General features: G+C 64.8%; 23 protein-coding genes. 12 read left to right on the forward strand and 11 right to left on the reverse strand.

The features are described from left to right. Positions 1-4: 4 nt before the first annotated feature. Complete coding sequence (locus tag GIW81_RS02545; RefSeq protein ID WP_154737769.1) at positions 5-577, reverse strand: RBBP9/YdeN family alpha/beta hydrolase; 573 nt, start codon at positions 575-577, stop codon at positions 5-7. Between the two features lie 683 nt (positions 578-1,260). Between GIW81_RS02545 and GIW81_RS02550 the strand changes: the two genes are divergently transcribed. Beyond that, entirely contained in the window at positions 1,261-1,503 is a 243-nt protein-coding gene (locus GIW81_RS02550; RefSeq protein ID WP_154737770.1) for a hypothetical protein, read from the forward strand. 155 nt (positions 1,504-1,658) lie between these two features. On the opposite strand, the gene GIW81_RS02555 is transcribed toward GIW81_RS02550, so the two are convergent. The 3 genes from GIW81_RS02555 to GIW81_RS02565 form a co-directional block, all read right to left on the reverse strand. Then, a complete protein-coding gene (locus GIW81_RS02555; RefSeq protein WP_154737771.1) occupies positions 1,659-1,931 on the reverse strand; it encodes a hypothetical protein in 273 nt (90 codons plus the stop codon). Between the two features lie 110 nt (positions 1,932-2,041). Further along, positions 2,042-2,641: an NAD(P)H:quinone oxidoreductase gene (gene wrbA / locus GIW81_RS02560; RefSeq protein WP_154737772.1), complete on the reverse strand. Its 600-nt coding sequence runs from the start codon at positions 2,639-2,641 to the stop codon at positions 2,042-2,044. A 77-nt stretch (positions 2,642-2,718) separates the two neighbouring features. Further along, positions 2,719-3,420 carry a pirin family protein gene (locus GIW81_RS02565; protein WP_154737773.1) on the reverse strand — a complete coding sequence of 234 codons (702 nt, stop codon included), beginning with the start codon at positions 3,418-3,420 and terminating at the stop codon, positions 2,719-2,721. A gap of 122 nt (positions 3,421-3,542) precedes the next feature. Here GIW81_RS02565 and GIW81_RS02570 point away from each other — a divergent pair, with 122 nt between their 5' ends. Next, complete coding sequence (locus GIW81_RS02570; protein WP_154737774.1) at positions 3,543-4,472, forward strand: LysR family transcriptional regulator; 930 nt, start codon at positions 3,543-3,545, stop codon at positions 4,470-4,472. Here GIW81_RS02570 and GIW81_RS02575 read toward each other — a convergent pair. Then, complete coding sequence (locus GIW81_RS02575; RefSeq protein ID WP_154737775.1) at positions 4,469-5,176, reverse strand: CDP-alcohol phosphatidyltransferase family protein; 708 nt, start codon at positions 5,174-5,176, stop codon at positions 4,469-4,471. The genes GIW81_RS02570 and GIW81_RS02575 overlap by 4 nt on opposite strands. Positions 5,177-5,201: 25 nt before the next feature. After that, entirely contained in the window at positions 5,202-5,558 is a 357-nt protein-coding gene (locus GIW81_RS02580; protein ID WP_154737776.1) for a hypothetical protein, read from the reverse strand. 248 nt (positions 5,559-5,806) lie between these two features. Here GIW81_RS02580 and GIW81_RS02585 point away from each other — a divergent pair, with 248 nt between their 5' ends. The 4 genes from GIW81_RS02585 to GIW81_RS18765 all read left to right on the forward strand — a co-directional run bounded on the left by GIW81_RS02585 (position 5,807) and on the right by GIW81_RS18765 (position 9,407). After that, positions 5,807-7,090 carry a UbiH/UbiF family hydroxylase gene (locus GIW81_RS02585; RefSeq protein WP_195930319.1) on the forward strand — a complete coding sequence of 428 codons (1,284 nt, stop codon included), beginning with the start codon at positions 5,807-5,809 and terminating at the stop codon, positions 7,088-7,090. Between the two features lie 64 nt (positions 7,091-7,154). Further along, a complete protein-coding gene (locus tag GIW81_RS02590) occupies positions 7,155-8,069 on the forward strand; it encodes a lysophospholipid acyltransferase family protein (RefSeq protein WP_154737777.1) in 915 nt (304 codons plus the stop codon). 97 nt (positions 8,070-8,166) lie between these two features. Beyond that, the gene (locus tag GIW81_RS02595) at positions 8,167-9,126 is read left to right on the forward strand and encodes an AraC-like ligand-binding domain-containing protein (protein ID WP_154737778.1); all 960 of its coding nucleotides are present in this window, start codon (positions 8,167-8,169) and stop codon (positions 9,124-9,126) included. Between the two features lie 116 nt (positions 9,127-9,242). Beyond that, positions 9,243-9,407 (forward strand): hypothetical protein, encoded by a 165-nt coding sequence (locus tag GIW81_RS18765; protein ID WP_195930321.1) that lies wholly within the window; start codon positions 9,243-9,245, stop codon positions 9,405-9,407. 358 nt (positions 9,408-9,765) lie between these two features. Here GIW81_RS18765 and GIW81_RS02600 read toward each other — a convergent pair whose 3' ends face one another. From GIW81_RS02600 to GIW81_RS02610, 3 genes are all read right to left on the reverse strand, one after another. Continuing rightward, on the reverse strand, positions 9,766-11,139 hold the full coding sequence (locus GIW81_RS02600) for a sensor histidine kinase (protein WP_154737779.1): 1,374 nt from the start codon (positions 11,137-11,139) through the stop codon (positions 9,766-9,768). Further along, positions 11,126-11,803 carry a winged helix-turn-helix domain-containing protein gene (locus GIW81_RS02605; protein WP_154737780.1) on the reverse strand — a complete coding sequence of 226 codons (678 nt, stop codon included), beginning with the start codon at positions 11,801-11,803 and terminating at the stop codon, positions 11,126-11,128. The genes GIW81_RS02600 and GIW81_RS02605 overlap by 14 nt, the downstream gene beginning before the upstream one ends. 108 nt (positions 11,804-11,911) lie before the next feature. Continuing rightward, entirely contained in the window at positions 11,912-12,862 is a 951-nt protein-coding gene (locus GIW81_RS02610) for a helix-turn-helix domain-containing protein (RefSeq protein ID WP_154737781.1), read from the reverse strand. A gap of 166 nt (positions 12,863-13,028) precedes the next feature. Between GIW81_RS02610 and GIW81_RS02615 the strand changes: the two genes are divergently transcribed. The 3 genes from GIW81_RS02615 to hspQ all read left to right on the forward strand — a co-directional run bounded on the left by GIW81_RS02615 (position 13,029) and on the right by hspQ (position 15,062). Further along, on the forward strand, positions 13,029-13,454 hold the full coding sequence (locus GIW81_RS02615; protein ID WP_195930323.1) for a MarR family winged helix-turn-helix transcriptional regulator: 426 nt from the start codon (positions 13,029-13,031) through the stop codon (positions 13,452-13,454). 115 nt (positions 13,455-13,569) lie between these two features. Then, complete coding sequence (locus GIW81_RS02620; protein WP_154737783.1) at positions 13,570-14,619, forward strand: HpcH/HpaI aldolase/citrate lyase family protein; 1,050 nt, start codon at positions 13,570-13,572, stop codon at positions 14,617-14,619. Positions 14,620-14,729: 110 nt separating this feature from the next. Beyond that, the gene (gene hspQ / locus GIW81_RS02625) at positions 14,730-15,062 is read left to right on the forward strand and encodes a heat shock protein HspQ (RefSeq protein ID WP_154737784.1); all 333 of its coding nucleotides are present in this window, start codon (positions 14,730-14,732) and stop codon (positions 15,060-15,062) included. 77 nt (positions 15,063-15,139) lie between these two features. Here hspQ and GIW81_RS02630 read toward each other — a convergent pair whose 3' ends face one another. Next, on the reverse strand, positions 15,140-16,009 hold the full coding sequence (locus tag GIW81_RS02630; RefSeq protein WP_154737785.1) for an invasion associated locus B family protein: 870 nt from the start codon (positions 16,007-16,009) through the stop codon (positions 15,140-15,142). A gap of 308 nt (positions 16,010-16,317) precedes the next feature. On the opposite strand from GIW81_RS02630, the gene GIW81_RS02635 reads away from it, so the two are divergent. From GIW81_RS02635 to GIW81_RS02645, 3 genes are all read left to right on the forward strand, one after another. Further along, the gene (locus GIW81_RS02635) at positions 16,318-18,108 is read left to right on the forward strand and encodes an extracellular solute-binding protein (protein WP_154737786.1); all 1,791 of its coding nucleotides are present in this window, start codon (positions 16,318-16,320) and stop codon (positions 18,106-18,108) included. Continuing rightward, a complete protein-coding gene (locus tag GIW81_RS02640) occupies positions 18,105-19,652 on the forward strand; it encodes a class I adenylate-forming enzyme family protein (protein WP_154737787.1) in 1,548 nt (515 codons plus the stop codon). Before GIW81_RS02635 ends, GIW81_RS02640 begins: the two co-directional genes overlap by 4 nt. 273 nt (positions 19,653-19,925) lie before the next feature. Next, complete coding sequence (locus tag GIW81_RS02645) at positions 19,926-20,276, forward strand: hypothetical protein (protein ID WP_154737788.1); 351 nt, start codon at positions 19,926-19,928, stop codon at positions 20,274-20,276. Between the two features lie 3 nt (positions 20,277-20,279). On the opposite strand, the gene GIW81_RS02650 is transcribed toward GIW81_RS02645, so the two are convergent. After that, positions 20,280-21,089, reverse strand: coding sequence for an outer membrane protein (locus GIW81_RS02650; RefSeq protein ID WP_154737789.1), 810 nt, complete (start codon positions 21,087-21,089; stop codon positions 20,280-20,282). Positions 21,090-21,196: the final 107 nt, after the last annotated feature.

The raw sequence follows: 21,196 nt of genomic DNA on the forward strand, positions 1-21,196 counted from the left end.
CGCTTTAGATCGCGCGCGACAAGTGCGGCGCTTCCCGTCCGGCGAGCTGACGCACGATCGCGGCGGGTGAGCGTTGCAGCTCGTGGAATATCGCCCGGCCGTCCGGCCACGGACCGAAGCCGGCTGCCGGATCGATGCCGCCGGCGCGGCCGGCGTTGACGAACTCGCAGCTCCAATATCCCGCCCAAAACGCCGCTTTGCTCAACCGCATGTGCGGGTCGTTGGTGCTCGCGACGATCGCCGCCGGGAAGCCGAGCGGCTCCTCGGGCAGCATCCATGCTAGCCGCATGTTGTCGGGATCGAACGGCGCGACGAGCAACGCGCCTTCCACACGATCGGCGCAGTCTACTGCGGCGCGCACGGCGGCAAGACAGCCGAAGCCGTGGGCAACGATCCACACGGGATCTTCGCTGCGCTGCAGGTGCCAGCGCACCAGCGCCGACCATTCCGACAGATCGAGGTTCTTGCAATCGGGGGGCGCCATGCGGCGCGTGTCAGGGATCGTCGCTTCGAACCAACTCAGCCAGTGACCTTCGCCGCCTCCGTCGAGACCAGGAACAAGGAGAGTGGTAGCCATGCTGGTACCTCGCTCTAGTTGTTACTCGAGTTGTCGCTCGTTTCCCCGTAAGTCCGTGCCTTTCCGCGCGTGATCTGCCTAACCCCGAAGCTAGGCGTCGGGGTCCATTTGTCGCAACGAAGAAATGCTGATGTCGATATTCGGTTTCCAGCTATGCCGCGGATCGGCGGCTTGCTGCGCTGCACGCTGGCGTAACAACCCAGCCAAACCCGAACACGCAGCCGCGGATCATGCCCGATGCGATGGAGAACTTTTCGGCAGCGCAAAATTGGCCTCTAGGAACGGAGCCGGACGGCGCAACGCCCACCGTCCTTGCCGTCGCTGCTCCCTAGGCATGCCAGTTCATAAGAAATGCAGGTCTTCTTATTTGACCTTGGACGGACCACCCACCATCTATGGACGCGTCGGCATGCGCCGGCCGCGGTGATTTGCAGAGCAGGATTGCGCCGCGAAACCAAACGCTAAGATGCCGTGTTTGTACGCACGGCCTCGGCTCCAAGGAGAACAACCATGGCAAGCGTCGTCAATTCGACCATCGCACTCGCCCCGCAATCGTGCAGACCGATGAGCTCCTCCTGTTGCATGTGCTGTTGAAGCGCGCCTGAGCGGCACTAGCCGCCCGCATCAAACCGTCATCAAAGCAGCATAAGGGAGCGCCGGTACGCATCGGCGCAAGTGAGCTCATGTCTTCACAAGCCTACATCATCGAGATCGGCAGCGACGCCGTCGGTATCGTCGTCCGCGAAGCGGGCGAATCCGCCTTCCAGTTCCATTCGGCACTCAACGCGTTCCGCGCCCTCGACGGCAAGAAGTTCGCAACGGCGCAGGCGGCGCATCGGGCCGCCCTCGACCTCGGTGCCAAGCGACCGCGCGACCATGCACGCGTCCGCGCGCGCGTCGGTCATCCGGAACTGGAGTACGTCTGACGTGATTGGGCGTCCTTCGCGCCTCGCCTGATGGCTGCAGGCACAGGGCCGGTCGGCGCCCACTCCTCCGCTGAAGCGGAGACCACCCCCGCGCAGTCCTTGGACGCTGCGCGGGGGTGTTGCGTTTCGGGTAACTGAGTTGAGACGTGGCGTGGCTAGGGAGCGGGCGCGTGATCGCCGGCTGATGCGCTCGACGCGCGTTGGGGGATGCTTACGTAGACCGAGCCGACCGCGGCATCGCAGGACGCCTGAATGCGCGAGATGTCAGACACATGCAGACCGAGCTCCACCGCACTCAGCTCGGCGCCCCGGAGATCGTGATAGCGATGATCCCACGTCGCCTCCTCGGCGAGGCGGAACGATACGCGATAGACCTGCTCGGTGCGGCTCGTGAAGGTAAATGGATACCAGATGCGGATGGCGGACATTCTTTCCCCGTCTTGCTTGCTGGCGGCAAGCTAGTCAGGGCGTGAGAGGCCGCAAACCAAGAAGAAGTGCATTGCTTATGAGCTGCTACATCGGCGCCGAAACCGACCGATCATCGCGCCAGCTTGGCGGCAATCTGCGCCACGTGCCGGCCCTGAAAGCGCGCGCCGGCGAGCTCGTTGTCGCTCGGCTGGCGTGAGCCGTCGCCGCCGGCGATGGTCGACGCGCCGTAGGGCGATCCGCCGGTCACCTCCTGCAAGCTCATCTGCCCCTGGAACGAGTACGGCAGACCGACGATCACGAGCCCCTGATGCAAGAGCACGATCTGCGTTGCGAGGATCGTGCTCTCCTGGCCGCCGTGCTGCGTCGCGCTCGATGTGAACACTGAACCGACCTTGCCGATCAGCTTGCCTTGCGCCCACAGGCCACCGGTCTGGTCGAGAAAGTTCTTCATCTGCGCCGTCATGTTGCCGAACCGCGTCGGCGTGCCGATGATGATGGCGTCGTAGTCGGCCAGCTCGTCGACGGTGGCGATCGGCGCGGGCTGATCGAGCTTGAACCCCGACTTCTTCGCCACCTCCTCCGGCACCAGCTCCGGCACGCGCTTGATAACAGCCTCGGCGCCCGCCTCGCGGACGCCCTCGGCAACGGCGCCGGCCATCTTCTCGATGTGGCCGTAGCTCGAATAGTAGAGAACGAGAACTTTGGTCATGATGGCCTCTTGCTGGTTTGGGCGATCGTAGCGCAAGCGCTGCCAGCCGCCTTAAGGCAACCGGCAGCACCTTTGCGTTAGGCAGCCATGTCGAAGACGAGTACCTCGGCTTCGCTGGTTCCGGCGAGCTCCAGCTTGCCGGCCTCGGTCACGCCGACGCCGTCACCGGGATAGAGCTGCTCGCCGTTGAGCGTTGCCGTTCCGCTCGCCACCTGCACCCAGGCGGCGCGGCCCGCCTTCAGCTCGTGCGCGACCTTGTCCGTATCGCCGAGCACGGTCGCGTAGAAGTCGACGTCCTGGTGAATGGTCACCGATCCGTCGCGTCCGTCACGCGAACCGACGAGGCGCAGCTTGCCGCGCTTGTCGGCTGTCGTGAACGTCTTCTGCTCGTAGCTCGGCTCCAGACCCTTCTTTTCCGGAACGATCCAGATCTGCAGGAAGTGGACGGGATCGCTCTTCGACGCATTGAACTCCGAGTGGCGGATGCCGGAGCCGGCGGACATACGCTGCACGTCGCCAGGCCGGATCACCGAGCCGGTGCCGATGCTGTCCTTGTGCTCGAGCGCACCCTCTAGAACGTACGAGACGATCTCCATGTCGGCGTGCGGATGCGCGGGAAATCCGCCGCCGCCGGCGACGCGGTCGTCGTTGATGACCCGCAGCGGGCCGAAGCCCATGTGCTTGGGATCGAAGTAGTGGCCGAACGAGAAGCTGTGGCGGCTGTCGAGCCAACCGAAATTGGCGCGGCCGCGCTCCTCGGCTCTGCGGAGGGTCAACATGTTGCATCTCCCTTTTTGAGGGCGCCGGCGGATGTGCCGGCGTCGTTGCCGGATATATTCGCCGTTGACCGACTAAGCTCAATCCATCGATTATGAACCTATCTGGTTCCATATTGGCGACAATGGACAAACTCGAGGCGATGAATGCCTTTGCCAAGGTGGTGGCTGCCGGCAGCTATGCCGAAGCCGCCCGCCGCCTTGGCCTCACCCGCTCCGCCGTCAGCAAGGCCGTGATGGAGCTGGAGCGGATCTTGGGCGCGCGGTTGCTCGACCGCACGACCCGGCGTGTGACCCCGACCGAGGCCGGCCTCGCGTACTACGAGCGCGTCGCCTCTATCCTCGCCGACGTCGAGGAAACGGAGCTGCAGATTTCCCGTCTGCACGAAGAGCCGCGCGGCGTCCTCAAGGTCAACGCGCCGATGTCGTTCGGCATTCTCTACCTGGGGGACGCCATCGCCGAGTTCATGGCGCGCTACCCCGAATTGCGCCTCGAATTGGTTTTGAACGATCGCTTCATCGACCCGCTCGAGGAAGGCGTCGATGTCACCATCCGCATCGGCACCCTCGCGGACTCCAGCCTCATCGCCCGGCGGCTCGCACCGGCGCGGCGCGCGCTCGTCGCTGCGCCGGCTTACCTGGCGCAGCACGGCGCGCCCGAGACCCCCGCCGATCTCGTCAATCACCGCTGTCTCGCCTACGGGCACATGGCGGCAGCGCATCGCTGGCAGCTCGTGAAGGACGGCGAGGTCGTCAACGTGCAGATCTCTGCCGCGCTCTGCTCCAATAACGGCGAGGTCCTGCGCGCCGCGGCGCTGGCCGGGAACGGCATCGCCGATCTGCCGACGTTCCTGGTCGGACCAGACATCGCAGCGGGCCGGCTGCAGCCCGTGTTGACAGCGACGCCGCCCACCGAACTCGGCATCTTCACGCTCTACGCGCCCAATCGCTATCTGGCGGCGAAGACGCGCGTCTTTATCGATTTTCTCGTGAGCCGCTTCGGCGAGAAGCCCGGCTGGGACGCCTTCCTGGCGGAGAGCGGATCTAGGTCCTAGTCGTCCCAGCGCCCTTGCAAGACACGTTCGACCGTCAGGCCGCAAAGATAGAGCGCGGCGGCGACGAGCACGACCTGGGTCCAGACCGGCGCCGGGAAGCCCGACCACACGGCGGCGATGGCAGCGATCGCCCATGCCGCGGTGACGGCCAGCGTCAGCGTCCGTAGCCGCTTCACCCGCATCGGGTGCACCCAGGGCATGGGAACGAAGGTTAGGACCACGAGGGCGAGCAGGATCGTGTAGGTCAGCCACGCCGGTGGCGACAGCACGAAGACGTAGAACGCCACCACGTTCCAAATCGCCGGAAAGCCGATGAAGCTGTAGTCCTCGCCTTTGCTGGCGAGGTCGGAGAAGTGGTAGAGCGACGACAGCAAGATCAGCGCCGCGATGACGAGGCCCCATGTGCCCGTCAGAAAGCCGGCACGCAGCAGCGCCAGCGCCGGCACGAAGACGTAAGTCACGTAGTCGACGACGAGGTCGAGCCGCTCGCCGGAGAATCGCGGAAGGCGCTCCTCGACGTGCGCCATGCGCGCGAAAGTGCCATCGATGCCGTCGATGACGAGCGCCACGCCGAGCCAGATGAACATGCGCTCCCAGGCGCCGTCGAAGGCGGCAAGCGCAGCGAAGAGGCCGCACACCGCGCCAAGCGCCGTGAACAGGTGCACGCTGGCCGCGGCGATGTCGGAAAGTCGAAGGGGAAGCATGAAGTCCCCCTCCGCGTGATGAGGATTAGAAGCGGTGCTTGACCGAACCGCGGACTGTCAGATCGTCGTCCGGGTTGGGAGTTGGCACCGGCTGGGCTTGGTTCTCGGCCGCGCCGTAAAGCAGCTCGAGGCCGAAATCCATCTTCGGCAGCACGCCGAGCTTGCCGAGGCCCGGGATGCGGATCTCGGTGCCGGCTTCCGGCTTGGGCACGCTGTCGTCGGTGAGCCCGGCCTTGGCATCGCCAGGCGCCGCCTCGGCGGGTGCCGGCGCGGCTTCGGCGGGCGCTGGGGTGCTGCCCTTCTGCTCCTGGAACGCGAACGCGCCGTGGCCGGCAACGAGTGCCGCAACCAACGCCAGCGCTACAACGAACCCGGTCTTCATCTCAACAACCCCGCAAGGTCTTCCTGGTGTGTTCGCCCTGAAGCGAAAATGCTGCCTCGCAGCTACCATGACAAGGATGTTTTAGGCACGGTTAAGCCCTAGTAAACGTTTGTCTCGCCAAGTGTGTTCTTGGCGCCATGTGGCACTTGCGCACCAACAAGAGAGCCATCCACTCTGATCGCGATTTACCCCCGTTTTGCCCAGGGTAAATCGCCGATTCGCCACAAATTTCCGCGGCGCCAGGGCCGATGGACACGGCCGCCTCGCCGCTCGATGATGGCGCCCGGCAGGTGGTCGGTGGGCCTGAAGTCATGACGGATGCCTCAGCATACGACGTTGCCGTGGTCGGCGCCGGGCCGGCCGGCCTGGCGGCTGCCCTTTCGCTGGCGCAGCAAGGATTGCGCGTCGCCGCCATCGGCGCCCCGCCGCCCCGCCGCGACACGCGCACCGCGGCCCTGTTCGGCGGCTCCGTCACGCTCCTGGAGAATTTGGGGTTGGCAGCCGTCTGCCGGACCGCAGGCGAGCCCGTCTATGGTATCCGTATCGTCGACGACATGGGCGCACTGCTGCGCGCGCCCGAGGTCACCTTCACTGCCAGCGAGGCGGGCCTAGACCGCTTGGGCTTTAACATCCCCAACGCCGCGCTGGTCGACGCGATGCGCATGCAGGCAATGGCGGTCCCCACGCTGTCCCTCATCGATGTGGCCGTCACTCAGGTTGTACCAGCGGCCGATGGCGTCGCCCTGCACCTTGCTAGCGGTTCTGTCCTTTCGGCGCGGCTCGTGGTCGGCGCTGACGGCCGCCAGTCGATTTGCCGGCAAGCAGCCGGAATATCCGCGCGCACGTGGGGCTACGAGCAGAGTGCGGTCGCCTGCACGTTCTCCCACCAGCGGCCCCACGGGGGGATATCAACCGAGTTCCACCGCCCCGCCGGGCCATTCACCGTCGTGCCGTCGCCAGACAACGCGTCGAGCCTCGTGTGGGTCGAGCGTCCATCCACCGCTGAGGCACTGGCGGCGCTCCCCGAGCCGGATTTCCGCGCCGCCCTGGAAGAACGACTGCAAGGGCTACTCGGCAGCGTCGGCGACATCGGCCCGCGCGCCGTCTTTCCGCTGTCGGGATTGTCGGCCGAGGTTGCCGGACGCAATCGGATCGCCCTCGTCGGTGAAGCCGTCCATGTCATCCCGCCGATCGGCGCGCAAGGGCTCAACCTCGGGCTACGCGACGCTGCCTGCCTTGCCGACTGCGTGGCCGACGCACGCGCCGCCGGCGGCGATATCGGCGCGCCCGATGTCCTCGACGCTTATGGGCGGATGCGCCGCACCGACATCGCCTCGCGCATCTGGGGGGTCGACATCCTGAACCGCACCCTCCTGTCGGAAGCTCCCCCGGTGCAGGCCCTGCGCGGCCTCGGCCTCCATCTTCTCAAGTCCATCGGCCCGGTGCGTCGCCTCGCCATCCGCGAAGGTCTGGCTCCGTCGTTCCTCGCCCCGCGCCTGATGCAACCGGGCGTTCAGAAAGCCGACGCTTGACGGCGACGATGCCCCCCGGCAAGACCGCCATATTCGTTGCAGCACGCGGGATTCCGGCCGGCCGATGACAAAAAGCGACCGTCTCCAGGACCTGCAGTGGCGCGCCGAGTATGCCGTTCTGCGGCTCGTCGCCGGGTTCTTCCGCGCTCTGCCGCTGAGCTTGGCGACTAGCGCCTCCGCCTGGTGCTGGCGCCGTCTCGCGCCGCTCATCAACCCCAAGCGCCACAAGCGCGCGCTCGCCAATCTCGCGCTCGCCTTTCCCGAGAAGAGCGAAGCCGAGCGCGAAGCGATCGCCCTCGGCCATTGGGAAAACCTCGGCCGCGTCATGGTCGAGACGATGCGCATCGATCGCTTCCTGGCCGAGCCGGAGCGGATCGACATCGTCAGCCAGAACATCTTTTCCCGCTACAGGGACAAGCTCGGGCCCGCGGTCGGCGTCAGCCTGCACATGGGCAATTGGGAGCTGGCCATCCTGCCGTTCACCTGGGCCGGCGCCAATCCGGCCGCCGTCTACCGTTCCGTGACCAATCCGTACGTCGATGCCTACGTGCGTGCCCAACGCAAGGACCTCTATCCCGACGGCCTGTTCGGCCGCGGCAATGTCGGCGAACACGGCGACGATCAGCGAACGGCACGCGCGATCATGGACTTCGTGCGTCGCGGCGGGCGCCTCGGCCTCGTATGCGACCTCTACGACCGCACGGGCATGCCGGTCCCGTTCTTCGGTCACGACGCCAAGACGCAGGCGATCGGCGCCATGATCGCGCGGCGCGTCGGTGCCCGCATCTGGTTGTCGCGCTGCAAACGCATCGGCACGCAAAGCCGCTTCGAGATCGAGCTCAAAGAGTTGCGCGTGCCGCGCACCACGAATCAGGCCGAGGACATCCGGTGGACCATGGTCCACATGCAGAAACAGTTCGAGGCGTGGATACGCGAGGCGCCGGAACAATGGATGTGGAGCAATCGGCGTTGGAGCTAGCCGCGCGTAGAATTCACCTTGATGATGACAGCGACCATGTAAACCACTGCTCTACCAGTTGCCGTCGATTCCATAGAGGGGGAGGTCCGGCGCGCACGTGGACAAGATTCTTGCCATGTCGGAAACCCACCCACGCGACCGTCTCGCGTACTGGTACGACGTTGCCTGCAAGGTGTTCGTCAAGCATGAGTGCCGCGTAGAAAATACGCCCGTGTTCGATGCGTCGATTCACCGAGGCACACTGGGCGATCTGAGCGTCATCGAAGTTGAAAGCCGCGGCTTGAACTATGCTGCCGTTTCCGCGCGCAACATCGCCAACGACGAGGACGGCGTCTTCTTGCTTGGCCTCCAGCTCGAGGGCAGCGCCACCCTGATGCAGGACGGCCGCGAGGCGGAGCTCCAGCCCGGAGACTTCGCCCTTCTCGACGCGCAGCGGCCATACACGAGCCACTACTCGCCGCATTGGCGGCGGCTCTTTATCAAGATCCCGCATCGTGCGCTCAAGGCGCGGCTAGCGCCGACCTCGCAGCTCACTGCGCGGGCGGTGCGGCACGGCAGCGGAGTGGGCGGCATCCTCTCCGACTATGTGCGCCTGCTTCCTCCTCGCATCGGCAGCCTGCAGGCGATCGAACGGGAGCGCATTGGTGAGCAGCTCCTCGACCTGATTGCCCTCTCCCTGGCGGCGCAACAGGGCACTGACGAAAGGCCGTCGCTGTCCTCGGCACGCGCCGTGGCTCTGCTGCAGCTGCGTACCGTGATCGAGACGCGGCTCCATGATCCCTCGCTCGATCCCGAGACGGCGGCCGCAGCGGCGGGCATCAGCGTGCGCTATGCAAATTCGCTTCTCGCCAACGAGGGCATGTCTTTGCAGCGCCTGATCGTGTCGCGACGTCTTGAGCGTTGCCGCATGGCGCTCGCCGATGCGAGCCAGGCGCACCGCAGTGTCGGCGAGATCGCCTACGCCTGGGGCTTCTCCGACCAGTCGCATTTTACGCGACGCTTTAAGGCTGCATACGGCTGTTCACCGAGCGATTTTCGCAAGCAGAACAACGCCTAAGTCGCCCTCCATCACCTTACAAAAGCGTATGCGCCGGGTCAGACGGCGGCAAACATGCAGGCGCAGTTTTGCGCCCGGGTGATCGTGAGCCACCCGGAAAAAAGATGGAGTGTGAAATGTCCAAGAAGCTGTTGTCGACTGCCATTCTCGCCGCCATTGCCTTCGGCGCCGTCGCCCCCGGCATCGCCATGGCCAAGGACGCGCCGAAGACCAAGGCTGCGTGTGAGAAGATCACCACGATGAAGTGGGACGACGCCTCGAGCAAGTGCGTGAAGAAGTAAGTCTCGTTCGGGCGCGGCAGGCCATCCGCGCCTGCCGCTCCGTCTTCATTCCGGTCCAACTCGCGCACTTTCGGTGCCGATGAACTAGGGGTCACCTCCATGCAGCGTTTCGTTCCGCTGTCGCTGGTTGTCAGCGTATTTGCAATCTGCCTCGCCACGTCGAGCCAAGCCGCAGTCCCGGGTGGCATCCGGACCGCGGTTCATCCGGCCGCCCACGCCTCGGTCGTTACCCAGGCGCGCTGGTGGCACAGGAACCACCGGCGTTGCTGGTGGAGCCATCACCATCGCCACTGCCGTTAGTTGACGTTAGCTCCTCCTTACTGTCCCTTGGTGCAGCGCCTCAAACGCTGCACCTTTCTTATTGCGCGCGCGGGAATGACACCTCGACCCGCAGCCCCGGGGAATTGTCCGAAAGCTCGACACCGGCTCCGTGCAAATCGGCGATCGCCGCGACGAGACTCAAGCCCAGCCCGCTTCCTGACGTCGTACGCTCGCGCTCCAGTCGGTAGAGCCTGCGAAACACGTTCCCGCGTTCGTCCGCGGGAATGCCCGGCCCCTGGTCCGTAACGTTGGCCACGTAGCGATCCGCCACCGCTGTGAGCCCGATGTCGATGCGCGTTCCTTCAGGCGCATGGCGGATCGCGTTTTCGATGAGGTTGGCGAAGAGCTGCGTCAACAGCTCGCGATCGCCCGTGATCGGCGCGCGAATCCCATTCAACGTGCTGACGAGGTTTCCCCCCGACTCCTCGACGACCGGCTCATAGATGTCGGCGATATCGGCAAGCAATCCGCCGAGTTCCACGTCGCGGAAGCGCGACCGCCTCGCACCCGCCTCGATCTGCGTGATGCGCAACAACGCCTCGAATGTCTCGACGATAGAGTCCAGCTCTCCCAGTGCGTCTCCCACCTGCACCCGGAAGCTCCCGACATCGTCAGCGCTGCGTAGCGCCTGCTCGAGCCGTCGGCGGAGCCGGCCGATCGGCTTCTTGAGGTCGTGGGCTATGTCGGACGACGCCTGGTTGACGTTCTCGATCAGCTTCTGAAGGTGCGCCAACGTAGCGTTGATCTGCGTCGCTACGTGGTCGAGGTCGTCGTGCGAGGCGGTGACGGGAACGCGCTCGCCGATTTGGCCCCGACTGACCTTCGACAGCGTGGTCGCGAACATGTCGATCTTCTGCTGCGCGCGCCGGGCCAGGAAAACGGCGGAGCCGGCGGCGAGCAGGATTGTCGAGAGGAGCGCCCAACCTAGCCCGTGGCCAAGAAGCCGTCGCGCCTGCCGAATCTGCCGATCGCTGCCGCCGACAAGGATGTGGCCGCCCGACACGGGGCTCCACTTGGCATAGAAGCGATCGTCGGGGTCGCCTTTGTCGGCGACCTCGGGCAGCCACGCGCGATCGAGTTCCCCCCAGCCCGTGAACGGCTGAACATTTTGCACGTTACCCGCGCGAAACGAGCCGTCGTCGGCGCGCAGCATGAAGATGCTGTCGAAGTCGCGGACCGAAGCGGCTTCCTCCGCCACCACGCTCGCGAGGTTGTCGAAACCCTGCTGCCGGTCGATCGCCTGCAAGGCGTCGGTGATCTCCTCGACGTGCTGGCGGATCGCGAGGTTCATCTCGGAGACGAGCGTGAAATAGAGCACGCCGACCAGAGCAATGACGGTCAGGGCAAACAGCAGTGCGAACGCGCCGGCAAGACGCACCGGCGTCCGCTTCAGAAGATCATGGCTGATCATGCATGGTGTAGCCCGAGCCGCGGATGGTGTGGATCAGATCTTTGCCGAAGGGCCGGTCGATCTTGGTCCGCAAGCGCGAGATGTGCGTCTCGACGATGCTGGTGCGCGGTTCGAAGTGAAAGCTCCACACGCGCTCCAGCAGCATGGTGCGGGTCAGCACGCGTCCCTTGTTGCGCATGAGCACTTCCAACAAACGGAACTCGCGGGGTTGCAGCTCGATGTTGCCGCCGCCGCGTTTCACGGTCCGCGCGATGAGATCCATCTCCAGATCGCCCACGCGCAGAACGGTGTCGGCCTCCTTCATGTGGGGGCGACGGGCGAGTGCATTGACCCGCGCCAAAAGCTCGGTGAATGCAAATGGCTTCACGAGATAGTCGTCGCCACCGACGTTCAGTCCGTCGACCCTGTCGTCGACGCCGCCGAGTGAGGTCAGAAAGAGCACGGGGACCTTGCTGCCGACTGCCCGCAACGCGCGCACGAGCGAGAGGCCATCGAGGCCGGGCAACATGCGGTCGACAATGAGAATGTCGTAAGCCTCGCTCATGGCTTGCGAGAGGCCGTCTCGGCCGTCGGACAGGGTCTCGACGAGGTGGCCTTCCTCGTGGAATCCTTGGGTTATGTAGGAGGACGTCTCGGTATCGTCCTCGACGACAAGAATGCGCATAGCGAATCTTTCAGTTGCGCTCGAAACATACGCTTCCGGTATTGCGAGGAGTTTTCCGTCTCATTACCGAACCGTAAGAAGCGGGAGCCGCGCCGTTGCGCCGCGCCGTCACGGGGCGTTCTGCGGCTGGCTGTTGCGTCGCAACTCGCCGGGCGTCATGCCGAACCGAGCACGAAACCGGCGGCTGAAGTGCGACAGATCGGAAAAACCCCAACTAAAGGCGATGTCGCCGATCATCCGATGCGCCTGCAGCGGATCTTCGAGTGCACGGCGGCAATGCTCGAGACGCCGGTGCAGGATGTAGCGCTCGACGGAGGTATTCTCCTCGGCCAGAAGCGCGTTGGCGTAGCGCACGCTGATGCCGGCAGCGGCCGCCACGTCCGCCGGCCGCAGGACCGGGTCGTTGATGCGCGCATCGATCATCGATTTGAGGCGGATGAGCGTCGTTGAACGCGGCGAAGACAGGGTCGGGCTGGCATCGCCGACCGTCAGCGTCAGGGCGATGAGGTCAAGCGCCTGCTCGGCTAAGCGGGGCTTCAGCCGATCGTCCAACAAGCTGGCCCTCTCGCTCAGCATCGCGATGAATTCGGCCGCCAGACCGGCGATGGGATGGTCCGGCAATACGACGCCGCTCGTCACCGCCTGGCCGACGCGCGCCTGCAGAACCTTGCGAGGGATGCTGACGAAGATCGTCGTCGACTGACTGAGGAACTCAATATCGAGGGGCTTGCTCACGTCCTGCAGATATAGCGTTCCCTTGCCGATCGAATGGTCGCGGCCATCCTGGGATATCGTCGAGCGCCCATCTACTCTGACCCCCAGGATCAGGTCGTCGATGTCGTCGCGGGCAGCCTCGCGGCGCGTGCGCGTGACTTCGCAAGGCGTGCACTCGCAACGGGATAGATAGAGGTTGTCCAGCCAATCCCCGGTGAGAGACCCGGCAAAGTCTCCGTTCTTTGCACTGAACTGGTGCTTGAAGAACGCCTCCGTGGCCACGTCGACCCAGTAGGGCACGCGGTCATGCTGGTGTAGATGCTCCGTAGAGAAAGCAATGGACATGCGTTGCCTCGGCGGGGCTGCCCGCACGGTCAACCGATTGTGCCGGCTCGGTCAAGCACGCGCATGGAATCTGGGGCACTTTAGTCCGTCTACCGAACTTCAGGACGGTGCCGGTTGCAATCTAAGCGTGCATATCCGTCATATCGCCCGGAAAGGTATGTTAACCGTGAACTTCTCCACTCTGCACCTGCTCCACCGGGTCCATCAGTGCGCCGGCGAGCTGTTCCAGACGCACATGAACGGCCTCGACGTAACCACCACTCAGTACACGGTGCTCGTCGCGGCGGCGGAACGCGAGGGATTGAGCCAGCAGGACATCATCAACGCCACGGGGATCGACCGCTCGACCGTCTCCCAGGTCGTGCAGCTACTAATCCGCAAAGGGCTCCTGAAGCGGCGGCGCACGCGGCACGATGCGCGCGCTTACGCCATTACGCTCACCGAAGCTGGGCAGAAGGTTCTGGAAGCATCCGAACCCATTGTCGGCCGTATCGAGCAGGCCCTTGTGGAGGCGCTGCCGGCCACGCGCGCCAAGCTCTTTGTCTCCAATCTCAAGGCCATTGTTGCCGCCCTCGAGCCGGCGAAAACCTAGCCCTCGCCGGACGCGTTTCGCGACGATTGCGGCGGGAGGCTGCTACTCCGCTCCGCGTTGACAGGTGACGGCGGCCCAATAGAGTGCGCCGCGCCGCAACATGGAGCCCGACGCGATGGCCAGCAGCCGCACGCCTGCAAAGTTCTATTCCCCGCTCGCCATCGGCGCTCCCGAACCCTATCGCGCGCTGCCGGTACGGCTTGAGCGCATGATCCACTTCATACCGCCGCACAACGAGAAAATACGCGCCAAGATCAAGGACATCGCCGGACAAGTCGACGTCGTGCTCGGCAATCTCGAGGACGCTATACCGGCGGACCAGAAGGAAGCGGCCCGCGCCGGGTTCATCGTCATGGCGCGCGAGACCGACTTCGGCACGACCGGCCTTTGGACGCGCATCAACTGCCTGAACAGCCCGTGGATGCTCGACGACGTGCGCGAGATCGTCGCCGCGGCGGGCAACAAGCTCGACGTCATCATGCTGCCGAAGGTCGAGGGGCCGTGGGATATTCACTATCTCGACCAGCTCCTCGCCCAGCTCGAGGCCAAGCACGCCATCAAGAAGCCCATTCTGATCCACGCCATCCTCGAGACGGCCGAAGGCGTCAACAACGTGGAAGCCATCGCCGCGGCGTCGCCGCGCATGCACGGCATGAGCCTCGGCCCGGCCGACCTCGCTGCCTCGCGTGGCATGAAGACGACGCGCGTCGGCGGCGGCCATCCCGACTACGGCGTGCTGGCCGATGGCAATGGCGCCGCGAGCCGCCCATTTTTTCAGCAGGACCTCTGGCACTACACCGTCGGCAAGATGGTCGACGCGTGCCTCGCCTACGGCCTGAAGCCCTTCTACGGGCCGTTCGGCGACTTTTCCGACGCCGCCGCCTGCGAGGCGCAGTTCCGCAATGCGTTCCTGCAGGGGTGCCTCGGCGCCTGGTCGCTGCATCCGTCGCAGATCGACATCGCCAAGCGCGTCTTCTCGCCCGACGAGAAGGAAGTCGCCTTCGCCAAGCGCATCCTCGACGCCATGCCGGACGGCACCGGCGCGGTGATGATCGACGGCAAGATGCAGGACGACGCCACCTGGAAGCAGGCCAAGGTCATTGTCGACCTCGCCCGCCTGGTTGCCACCAAGGATCCGCAGAAGGCTGCCGCCTACGGTCTTTAGGTCGCTGGGTGGTCCGGATCGCACGTCGTGAACCGACTTGCGCGGCTTCGATTGACAGTTATGGCCGGCTCCCGTGGAATAGGGCGCGGGGTGGGACGGACGCGCGAAAAATGGGCACGGTAAGGCAAGCGAAGTATTCGGTGGGGCAGGTCGTGCGCCACCGCTTCTACCCGTTTCGCGGTGTCGTCTTCGACATCGATCCGGTGTTCGACAACACCGAGGAATGGTGGGAGTCGATTCCCGAGGACATCCGGCCGCACAAGCAGCAGCCGTTCTACCACCTGCTGGCCGAGAACGCAGAGACCGAGTACATCGCCTACGTCTCCGAGCAGAACTTGCTGCCTGACGAGACCGGACAGCCGTTGCGCCATCCCCAGCTCTCCGAGCTGTTCACCGAGGATGAGAACGGCGGCTATAGGGCGCTCTTCCTGCAATCCCACTGACAGCGCGACGCTCATAAGAAAGCCGCCCGGCTTGTCGGCCGGGCGGCTTTCTAATCGATCGTGCTCGATGGCGGAGCTTACTTCTTCGCCGCCGGAGCAGCGGCCGGAGCAGCTGCATCCGCGGGCGGCGGAGGCAGGTTCTTCATCTGCTCAGCTTTGTACTTCTCGAGAGCCGCCTGCTGACGCTCGCGGATCTGGGCCATCAGCTGACCGCGCGCCTTGGCGTATTCTTTATTGTCGACCGGCTTGCCACCGAAGGCCTCGGTGAAACCGTCGAGCGGAACCGGGAAACCAATCGGCTGAGCGCCGGCATTCATGGCGATGACCATGATGCCACCACCGGTCTTCATCGATTCGATGAGCTCGGCCGTCGCTTCAACCTCGGCCGTGCAACCGGCGGCGTGGCAGAGCGAGTACTTCAGCGCGAGCGGCTTCAGCGCCTTCTCGTCGATCTTCTCGTTCTTGGCGGCGGCGGCCCACTGTTCCTTCGTGTACACAGCGGCGCGCAGGCCGGGGGGCAGCGCCATACCCAGCGGCACCATCACCATCATGCTCTTCTTGTCGATGCCTTCGATCTCACGGATCGCCGCCGAGACCATCACCATGCCGGTGTTGCCGTCGAGGCGCTCATGATGGGTGAGGCAAATGTTCTTCTCGTTCTTGACCTCTTTGCCGTCCTTGTCCTTGGTATTGAACGGCGCCTTCTCGCAAAGCTTCACCCACGCGCTCTTATTGCCAGCGGCCGCTGCAGGGGCGCCTTTGGCAGCCGGAGCGCCGGCCGCGGGAGCCTTGGCAGCGGGAGCAGCGGCAGGCGCCTTAGCTGCCGGATCCTGCGCGAGTGCTGGCGTACCAGCGATCATGGCGGCCAACCCGAGAGCGGCGCACACGGCCGCGACCCCACGGGCGCTCCGCCCCTTGTCCAGGAGGTGCGCAACGTTATTTGTCATGGAATACAAACCTTTCTTAGAGAGCTGGTCCGCCCAGCTCACCCCTCGCTGGGCGAGCACGAATTGCGCGCCCCATGACGCCCCTCGGCGCTCATCGCTGCGGCAGTAAGGCCCGGATTACGGCAATCCCGTGGCCGTGGAATTCCGGCGGGCGCGATCAAGTAATCCATTTCGCACATCGTGGCAAAGCCGCAACGGCGGGTGCCGGGAGGGCGCAATTGCGGGATGTTCTGGTAGAGCGATCACGCTGTGGTAATAGGCTGCAACTGCTCATATTCCCCGCAAGCTGCCGCTGCCCGGAATCCTGAATGATTTCCAGGTTCATCGTCGCCGTTACTGTTGCGTTGCTGGGTACTCTCGTACCGGCACGGGCCGAGCCCGTGCACGGCATCGCCCTCTATGGTGAACCGAAGCAGCCGCCGGATTTCACTCACTTCTCCTACGTAAATCCCGATGCGCCGAAGGGGGGACGGCTCATCCTCGGCGCCTTCGGATCCTTCGACAACCTCAACCCGCTCATCATCAAAGGCGTCGCCGCCAACGGCATTCGCGACTTCACTATCGAAAGCCTGATGGCGCGCGGTCTCGATGAGCCGTTCACGCTGTATGGCTTGGTGGCCGAAAGGGTGGACGTTCCCGCGGACCGCTCGTCGATCACATTTCATCTCAATCCCAACGCGCGCTTCTCCGACGGCACGCCGATCACCGCCGACGACGTGATCTTCTCTCTCCAGCTGCTGAAGGAAAAAGGGCGACCGAACCACCGCACCTACTTCGCCAAGGTCGCGAAGACCGAGCGCCTCTCGGACCGCGTGGTGCGCTTTGCCTTCGATGCAGCGGGCGACCGTGAGATCCCGCTCATCCTCGGCCTGCTGCCGGTGTTGCCCAAGCACGCCATCAATCCCGCCACCTACGAGAACACGACGCTCGAGGCGCCAATCGGCTCGGGACCCTACAAGGTCGGGAAGATCGACGCCGGCCGCTCGATCACCTTCGTGCGCGATCCTAACTATTGGGGCCGCGACCTCCCGGTGAACCGCGGCCGCTTCAACTTCGACGAGATACGCTTCGACTACTTCCGCGAAGGCTCGGTGATGTTCGACGCCTTCAAGGCGGGTCAAATCGACCTTTGGCCGGAGGAGGATCCGCGGCGCTGGGCGAACGGTTACGACTTCCCGGCCATCCGCGACGGGCGCGCCGTCAAGCGCGAGTTCACGATCGGCTTGCCCGCCGGCATGACTGGGCTGGTGTTTAATACGCGGCGCGCGGTGTTCAAGGATGCACGCGTGCGCGAAGCCCTCATCTATCTGTTCGATTTCGAATGGATCAACCGCACGCTCTATGCCGGCCTCTACAGCCGCACGCAGAGCTACTTCGAGCGCTCGATCCTCGCCTCCACGGGACGTCCGGCGGACGCGCGCGAGCGCCAGATCCTCGCGCCGTTTCCCGACGCGGTGAAGCCACAGTTCATGGAGGGAACCTATCGTTTCCCCTCGACGGACGGATCGGGGCGCGGTCGCGACAACCAGGAGAAGGCGTTCCGCCTGCTGCAGGAGGCGGGCTACGAGCTGCGCGGCGGCAAGCTGGTCAACGCAGAGAACGGCCGGCAATTGGAATTCGAGATCCTGGCTTCGTCGACCTCGCAGGAGGGACTGCTTTTGTCCTTCGCGCGCGACGTCGAGCGGCTCGGCATCAAGGTGAAGCTGCGCGTCGTCGATGGCGCGCAATATCAGCAGCGGCTCACCAGCTACGACTACGACATGATCCAGAACGCTTGGACGTCGTCGCTGTCGCCTGGCAACGAGCAGCTCTTCCGCTGGTCGACGCAATCAGCAAAAGTCCAGGGCACCTATAACTTCGCCGGCGTCGAGAATCCGGCGGCCGACGCCATGATCCAGGCGATGCTGGCGGCAAAAACGGAGGACGATTTCGTCTCCGCCGTCCGCGCGCTCGATCGCGTGCTCCTCTCGGGCGACTACGTCATCCCGCTGTTCTTCATACCCAAGCAGTGGGTGGCCTACTGGACGCGGCTGCAGCACCCCGAGACGACGCCACTCTTCGGCTACAACGTCGACAGCTGGTGGATGGCCGGCCAATGACAGGCGCCATCGACCAGCTCCCTCGTCGCTTCAACATGGCGGCCTACGCCATCGGCCGCGCGGCGGCATTGCGCCCGCAGCATCCTGCGCTGCTGGTCACTGCCGATGCCGATGGCACGCCCGCGGAGATGTGGTCGTTTGCCGATGTCGAGGATGCGATCCTGCGGATTGCCGGAGGCTTGCGGGCGAGCGGCTTGCAACCGGGTGCGCGCATCCTTATCCGCCTCGACAACACCAGCGCCTACGCCCTTCTGTTCTTCGGCGCCATCGCCGGCGGCTTCGTGCCGCTGCCCACCTCGGCGCAACTTACCGAAGTGGAAGCGCAGTTCCTGTTGCTGGACAGCGGTGCGGAAGCGATCGCGCTCGGCGGCGAGTTCGGCTTGAGCAGCGTCCCCTCGGGCGTGCGCGTCTTCGATACCGACGACATCGCCCGCATGCTGCGCGAGGCACCGCGGGCTGGGTATGCCGACACGGCCGCCGACGATCCGGCCTTCCTCATCTATACGTCCGGCACGACCGCTAGGCCGAAAGGCGTGCTGCACGCGCAGCGTTCCGCCTTCGGGCGCCGGCCGATGTATCAAGGCTGGTACGGTCTCACGCCGGATGACCGCATGCTGCATGCGGGCGCGTTCAACTGGACCTTCACGCTCGGCACGGGGCTGACCGATCCCTGGGCGAACGGCGCCACGGCGATCATCTACACGGGTGAAAAGGACCCGGCGCTGTGGCCGCGCCTCATCGCGCGGACCGGCGCTACGCTGTTCGCCGGCGTGCCCGGAATCTATCGCCAGATGCTCAAGTACGCCGCGCCCTCGCGCGACGATTTCGGCGTGCTGCGGCACGGTCTGATGGCCGGCGAGAGCCCGCCCCCGGGATTGTTCGAGGAGTGGGAGGCGTGCACCGGTCGCCCTCTCTATGAAGCGCTCGGCATGAGCGAGATATCGACCTACGTCTCATCCGGCCCTGCCGTCCCGCGCCGCACCGGCGCCGTGGGCAAGGCCCAGCCTGGCCGCCGCATCGCCGTTCTTCCGGTAGAGGGCGGCGACCAGCCCCTTCCCTCCGGCGAGGAAGGATTGCTCGCAGTGCATCGCTCCGACCCCGGCCTCATGCTCGGCTATTGGCAGCGGCCGGACGAGGAAGCGGCCGTCTATCGCGGCGAGTGGTTCGTCGGCGGCGACCTCGCGGCCGTCGACGCGGACGGCTACGTGTTCCATCGCGGACGCGCCAACGACCTCATGAAAGCCCTCGGCTACCGCGTGTCGCCTCTGGAGGTCGAGGCCGCGCTGAGCGAGCACCCTTCGGTCGCCGAAGTGGCCTGCGCCGAGGTCAAAGTGCGCGCCGATGTCAGCGTCATCGCCGCCTTTATCGTCGCGCATGCGGGCGCAGCGCGCGACGCCGGCGAGATCGAGCGCTTTGCCGCCGAGCGGCTCGCCGCCTACAAGTGCCCGCGTTCGATCATGTTCGTTGACGCCCTGCCGCGCACCGCCAATGGCAAATTAATGCGCTCGGCCCTGCGCTTGCCGGATGGTTTGTCCACAGCCTAGCGTGATGATCGAGAAATTCGCTACCATCAGCGGCGGGGTATCGGGCGAATTTCTCGATCTGAATCACACTAGAAAATCCATGACTCTAGTGTCCAAGCAGCGATCTCTGGCGAACTTCGGAATCGGGACACTAGCCTGTGGCTTCTGAGCCGCGGCGGGGCTTTTTCCGCCGTCGCGCTGCTCATGCCGTAAAATTGAGTGCTAATGGCATCAAGGTGCAGCGACCGGGATTTTGCGCACCTTCAGGGCATCGTGCGAACGCGGAGGCAAGGCATGCTTGACGAGCTCATTCAGTATCTGGGCGCACACCCCGGCGTCATGACCGCCATCGCCGTCACCGCGCTGCTGGCCGTCGTCGGTCTCTGGTACGTCGTCTCGCACCACCTGCAGGCGATCATGATCACACTGCTGACCGCCGGCGGCATCGGCTCCGGCTTTCTCGTTCTCTACCGCGGCTTCAGCGCCGAGATGAAAGACCTGATGGGCATCGGCCTGTTTCTCGTCGTCATCTTCCCGATCATCTTCTGGCAGGCGATCAAACTGATCGAGCCGTCGACGCCGGAAGAGCGTGCGGGACGCCGCCCCACGCCCTCGCGCGCCTTCTTCAAGCGCAAGGCGACGTGACCTTCAGGGTCTGTAGTTGATACCGACACGCGCGACCTGGGCCGACAGATCGGCCTCGACGAACATGGTCTGCGTGAAGGCCGGCGAGTTGCTCGTCGGCACGGCGACGTTCATCGAGCCGAAGTCGAGATAGAGGTACTCGGCCTTGATCGACCAGCGTCCGTCGAGTAGCCACTCGCCGCCACCGCCCACTACCCAGCCGACCTTGACCTCGCTGCCCTCCCCGAAGCCCGTGCCGCCGAAGACAATTCCGTTGTTGGCGTTGTCGCTATAGCTGCTGGAAAAAGTGAAGTCGGTGAGAGCCAGACCGCCGGTGGCATACAGCAAGAGGTCCGGCAGCACCGTGTAGCCGAGGCGTCCGCGCAGGGTAGCCAGCCAGCTCGTCGACATGCTCTCGCCCAGCACATAGCTCGTGCCAGCGAACACAGAGGGAAAGAGACCCGTTGGGCTTGCCGACGCGCTCAGATCGAACGCGCCGAAATCTCCTTCACCGCCGTAGACGACATTGCCGTTTTGCCAGTTGTAGCCGCCTTGAACGCCGCCGGTGAACCCCGAAGATGACAGGTCCCCGGTACCGCTCGCGGCGACAGCAGTGCCGTTCGCTGCGGAGGGATCGGGTGGTTGCTCGCAGAACACCCCATTGGCGTTATCGGGCACACAGCCTGGATTTGTCGAGTAGCCCGACGAGCCCCACGCGGCGCCGGCATTGAGGCCGATGTAGGTGCCGCTGAACGGCAGCGTGCCATCCGCGCGCGCTGATGATGTAAACAGGACGAGCGCCGTTGCGATGGCTGTCGCGCCGCGAATTCTCATGCGTATCCTCCCCGATGGATCACGCAAGAACCAGAATCACTCGGGAAGCCTATAAGGCATGGTGTACGCCGTACAGGGACTAGACTGGGCCCGACAGCGCCGACGAT

Source organism: Hyphomicrobium album (genome assembly GCF_009708035.1).
Taxonomy (GTDB): Bacteria; Pseudomonadota; Alphaproteobacteria; order Rhizobiales; family Hyphomicrobiaceae; genus Hyphomicrobium_A; species Hyphomicrobium_A album.

Coding starts and splice junctions, on each gene's coding strand:
- GIW81_RS02630 (WP_154737785.1), bottom strand. CDS start 16,009: ATGACAAATAACGTTGCGCACCTCCTGGACAAGGGGCGGAGCGCCCGT.
- GIW81_RS02570 (WP_154737774.1), top strand. CDS start 3,543: ATGGACAAACTCGAGGCGATGAATGCCTTTGCCAAGGTGGTGGCTGCC.
- GIW81_RS02650 (WP_154737789.1), bottom strand. CDS start 21,089: ATGAGAATTCGCGGCGCGACAGCCATCGCAACGGCGCTCGTCCTGTTT.
- GIW81_RS18765 (WP_195930321.1), top strand. CDS start 9,243: ATGTCCAAGAAGCTGTTGTCGACTGCCATTCTCGCCGCCATTGCCTTC.
- GIW81_RS02635 (WP_154737786.1), top strand. CDS start 16,318: ATGATTTCCAGGTTCATCGTCGCCGTTACTGTTGCGTTGCTGGGTACT.
- wrbA (WP_154737772.1), bottom strand. CDS start 2,641: ATGACCAAAGTTCTCGTTCTCTACTATTCGAGCTACGGCCACATCGAG.
- GIW81_RS02550 (WP_154737770.1), top strand. CDS start 1,261: ATGTCTTCACAAGCCTACATCATCGAGATCGGCAGCGACGCCGTCGGT.
- GIW81_RS02545 (WP_154737769.1), bottom strand. CDS start 577: ATGGCTACCACTCTCCTTGTTCCTGGTCTCGACGGAGGCGGCGAAGGT.
- GIW81_RS02580 (WP_154737776.1), bottom strand. CDS start 5,558: ATGAAGACCGGGTTCGTTGTAGCGCTGGCGTTGGTTGCGGCACTCGTT.
- GIW81_RS02610 (WP_154737781.1), bottom strand. CDS start 12,862: ATGTCCATTGCTTTCTCTACGGAGCATCTACACCAGCATGACCGCGTG.
- GIW81_RS02555 (WP_154737771.1), bottom strand. CDS start 1,931: ATGTCCGCCATCCGCATCTGGTATCCATTTACCTTCACGAGCCGCACC.
- GIW81_RS02620 (WP_154737783.1), top strand. CDS start 13,570: ATGGCCAGCAGCCGCACGCCTGCAAAGTTCTATTCCCCGCTCGCCATC.
- GIW81_RS02640 (WP_154737787.1), top strand. CDS start 18,105: ATGACAGGCGCCATCGACCAGCTCCCTCGTCGCTTCAACATGGCGGCC.
- GIW81_RS02585 (WP_195930319.1), top strand. CDS start 5,807: ATGGACACGGCCGCCTCGCCGCTCGATGATGGCGCCCGGCAGGTGGTC.
- GIW81_RS02605 (WP_154737780.1), bottom strand. CDS start 11,803: ATGCGCATTCTTGTCGTCGAGGACGATACCGAGACGTCCTCCTACATA.
- GIW81_RS02575 (WP_154737775.1), bottom strand. CDS start 5,176: ATGCTTCCCCTTCGACTTTCCGACATCGCCGCGGCCAGCGTGCACCTG.
- GIW81_RS02600 (WP_154737779.1), bottom strand. CDS start 11,139: ATGATCAGCCATGATCTTCTGAAGCGGACGCCGGTGCGTCTTGCCGGC.
- GIW81_RS02565 (WP_154737773.1), bottom strand. CDS start 3,420: ATGTTGACCCTCCGCAGAGCCGAGGAGCGCGGCCGCGCCAATTTCGGT.
- GIW81_RS02645 (WP_154737788.1), top strand. CDS start 19,926: ATGCTTGACGAGCTCATTCAGTATCTGGGCGCACACCCCGGCGTCATG.
- hspQ (WP_154737784.1), top strand. CDS start 14,730: ATGGGCACGGTAAGGCAAGCGAAGTATTCGGTGGGGCAGGTCGTGCGC.
- GIW81_RS02590 (WP_154737777.1), top strand. CDS start 7,155: ATGACAAAAAGCGACCGTCTCCAGGACCTGCAGTGGCGCGCCGAGTAT.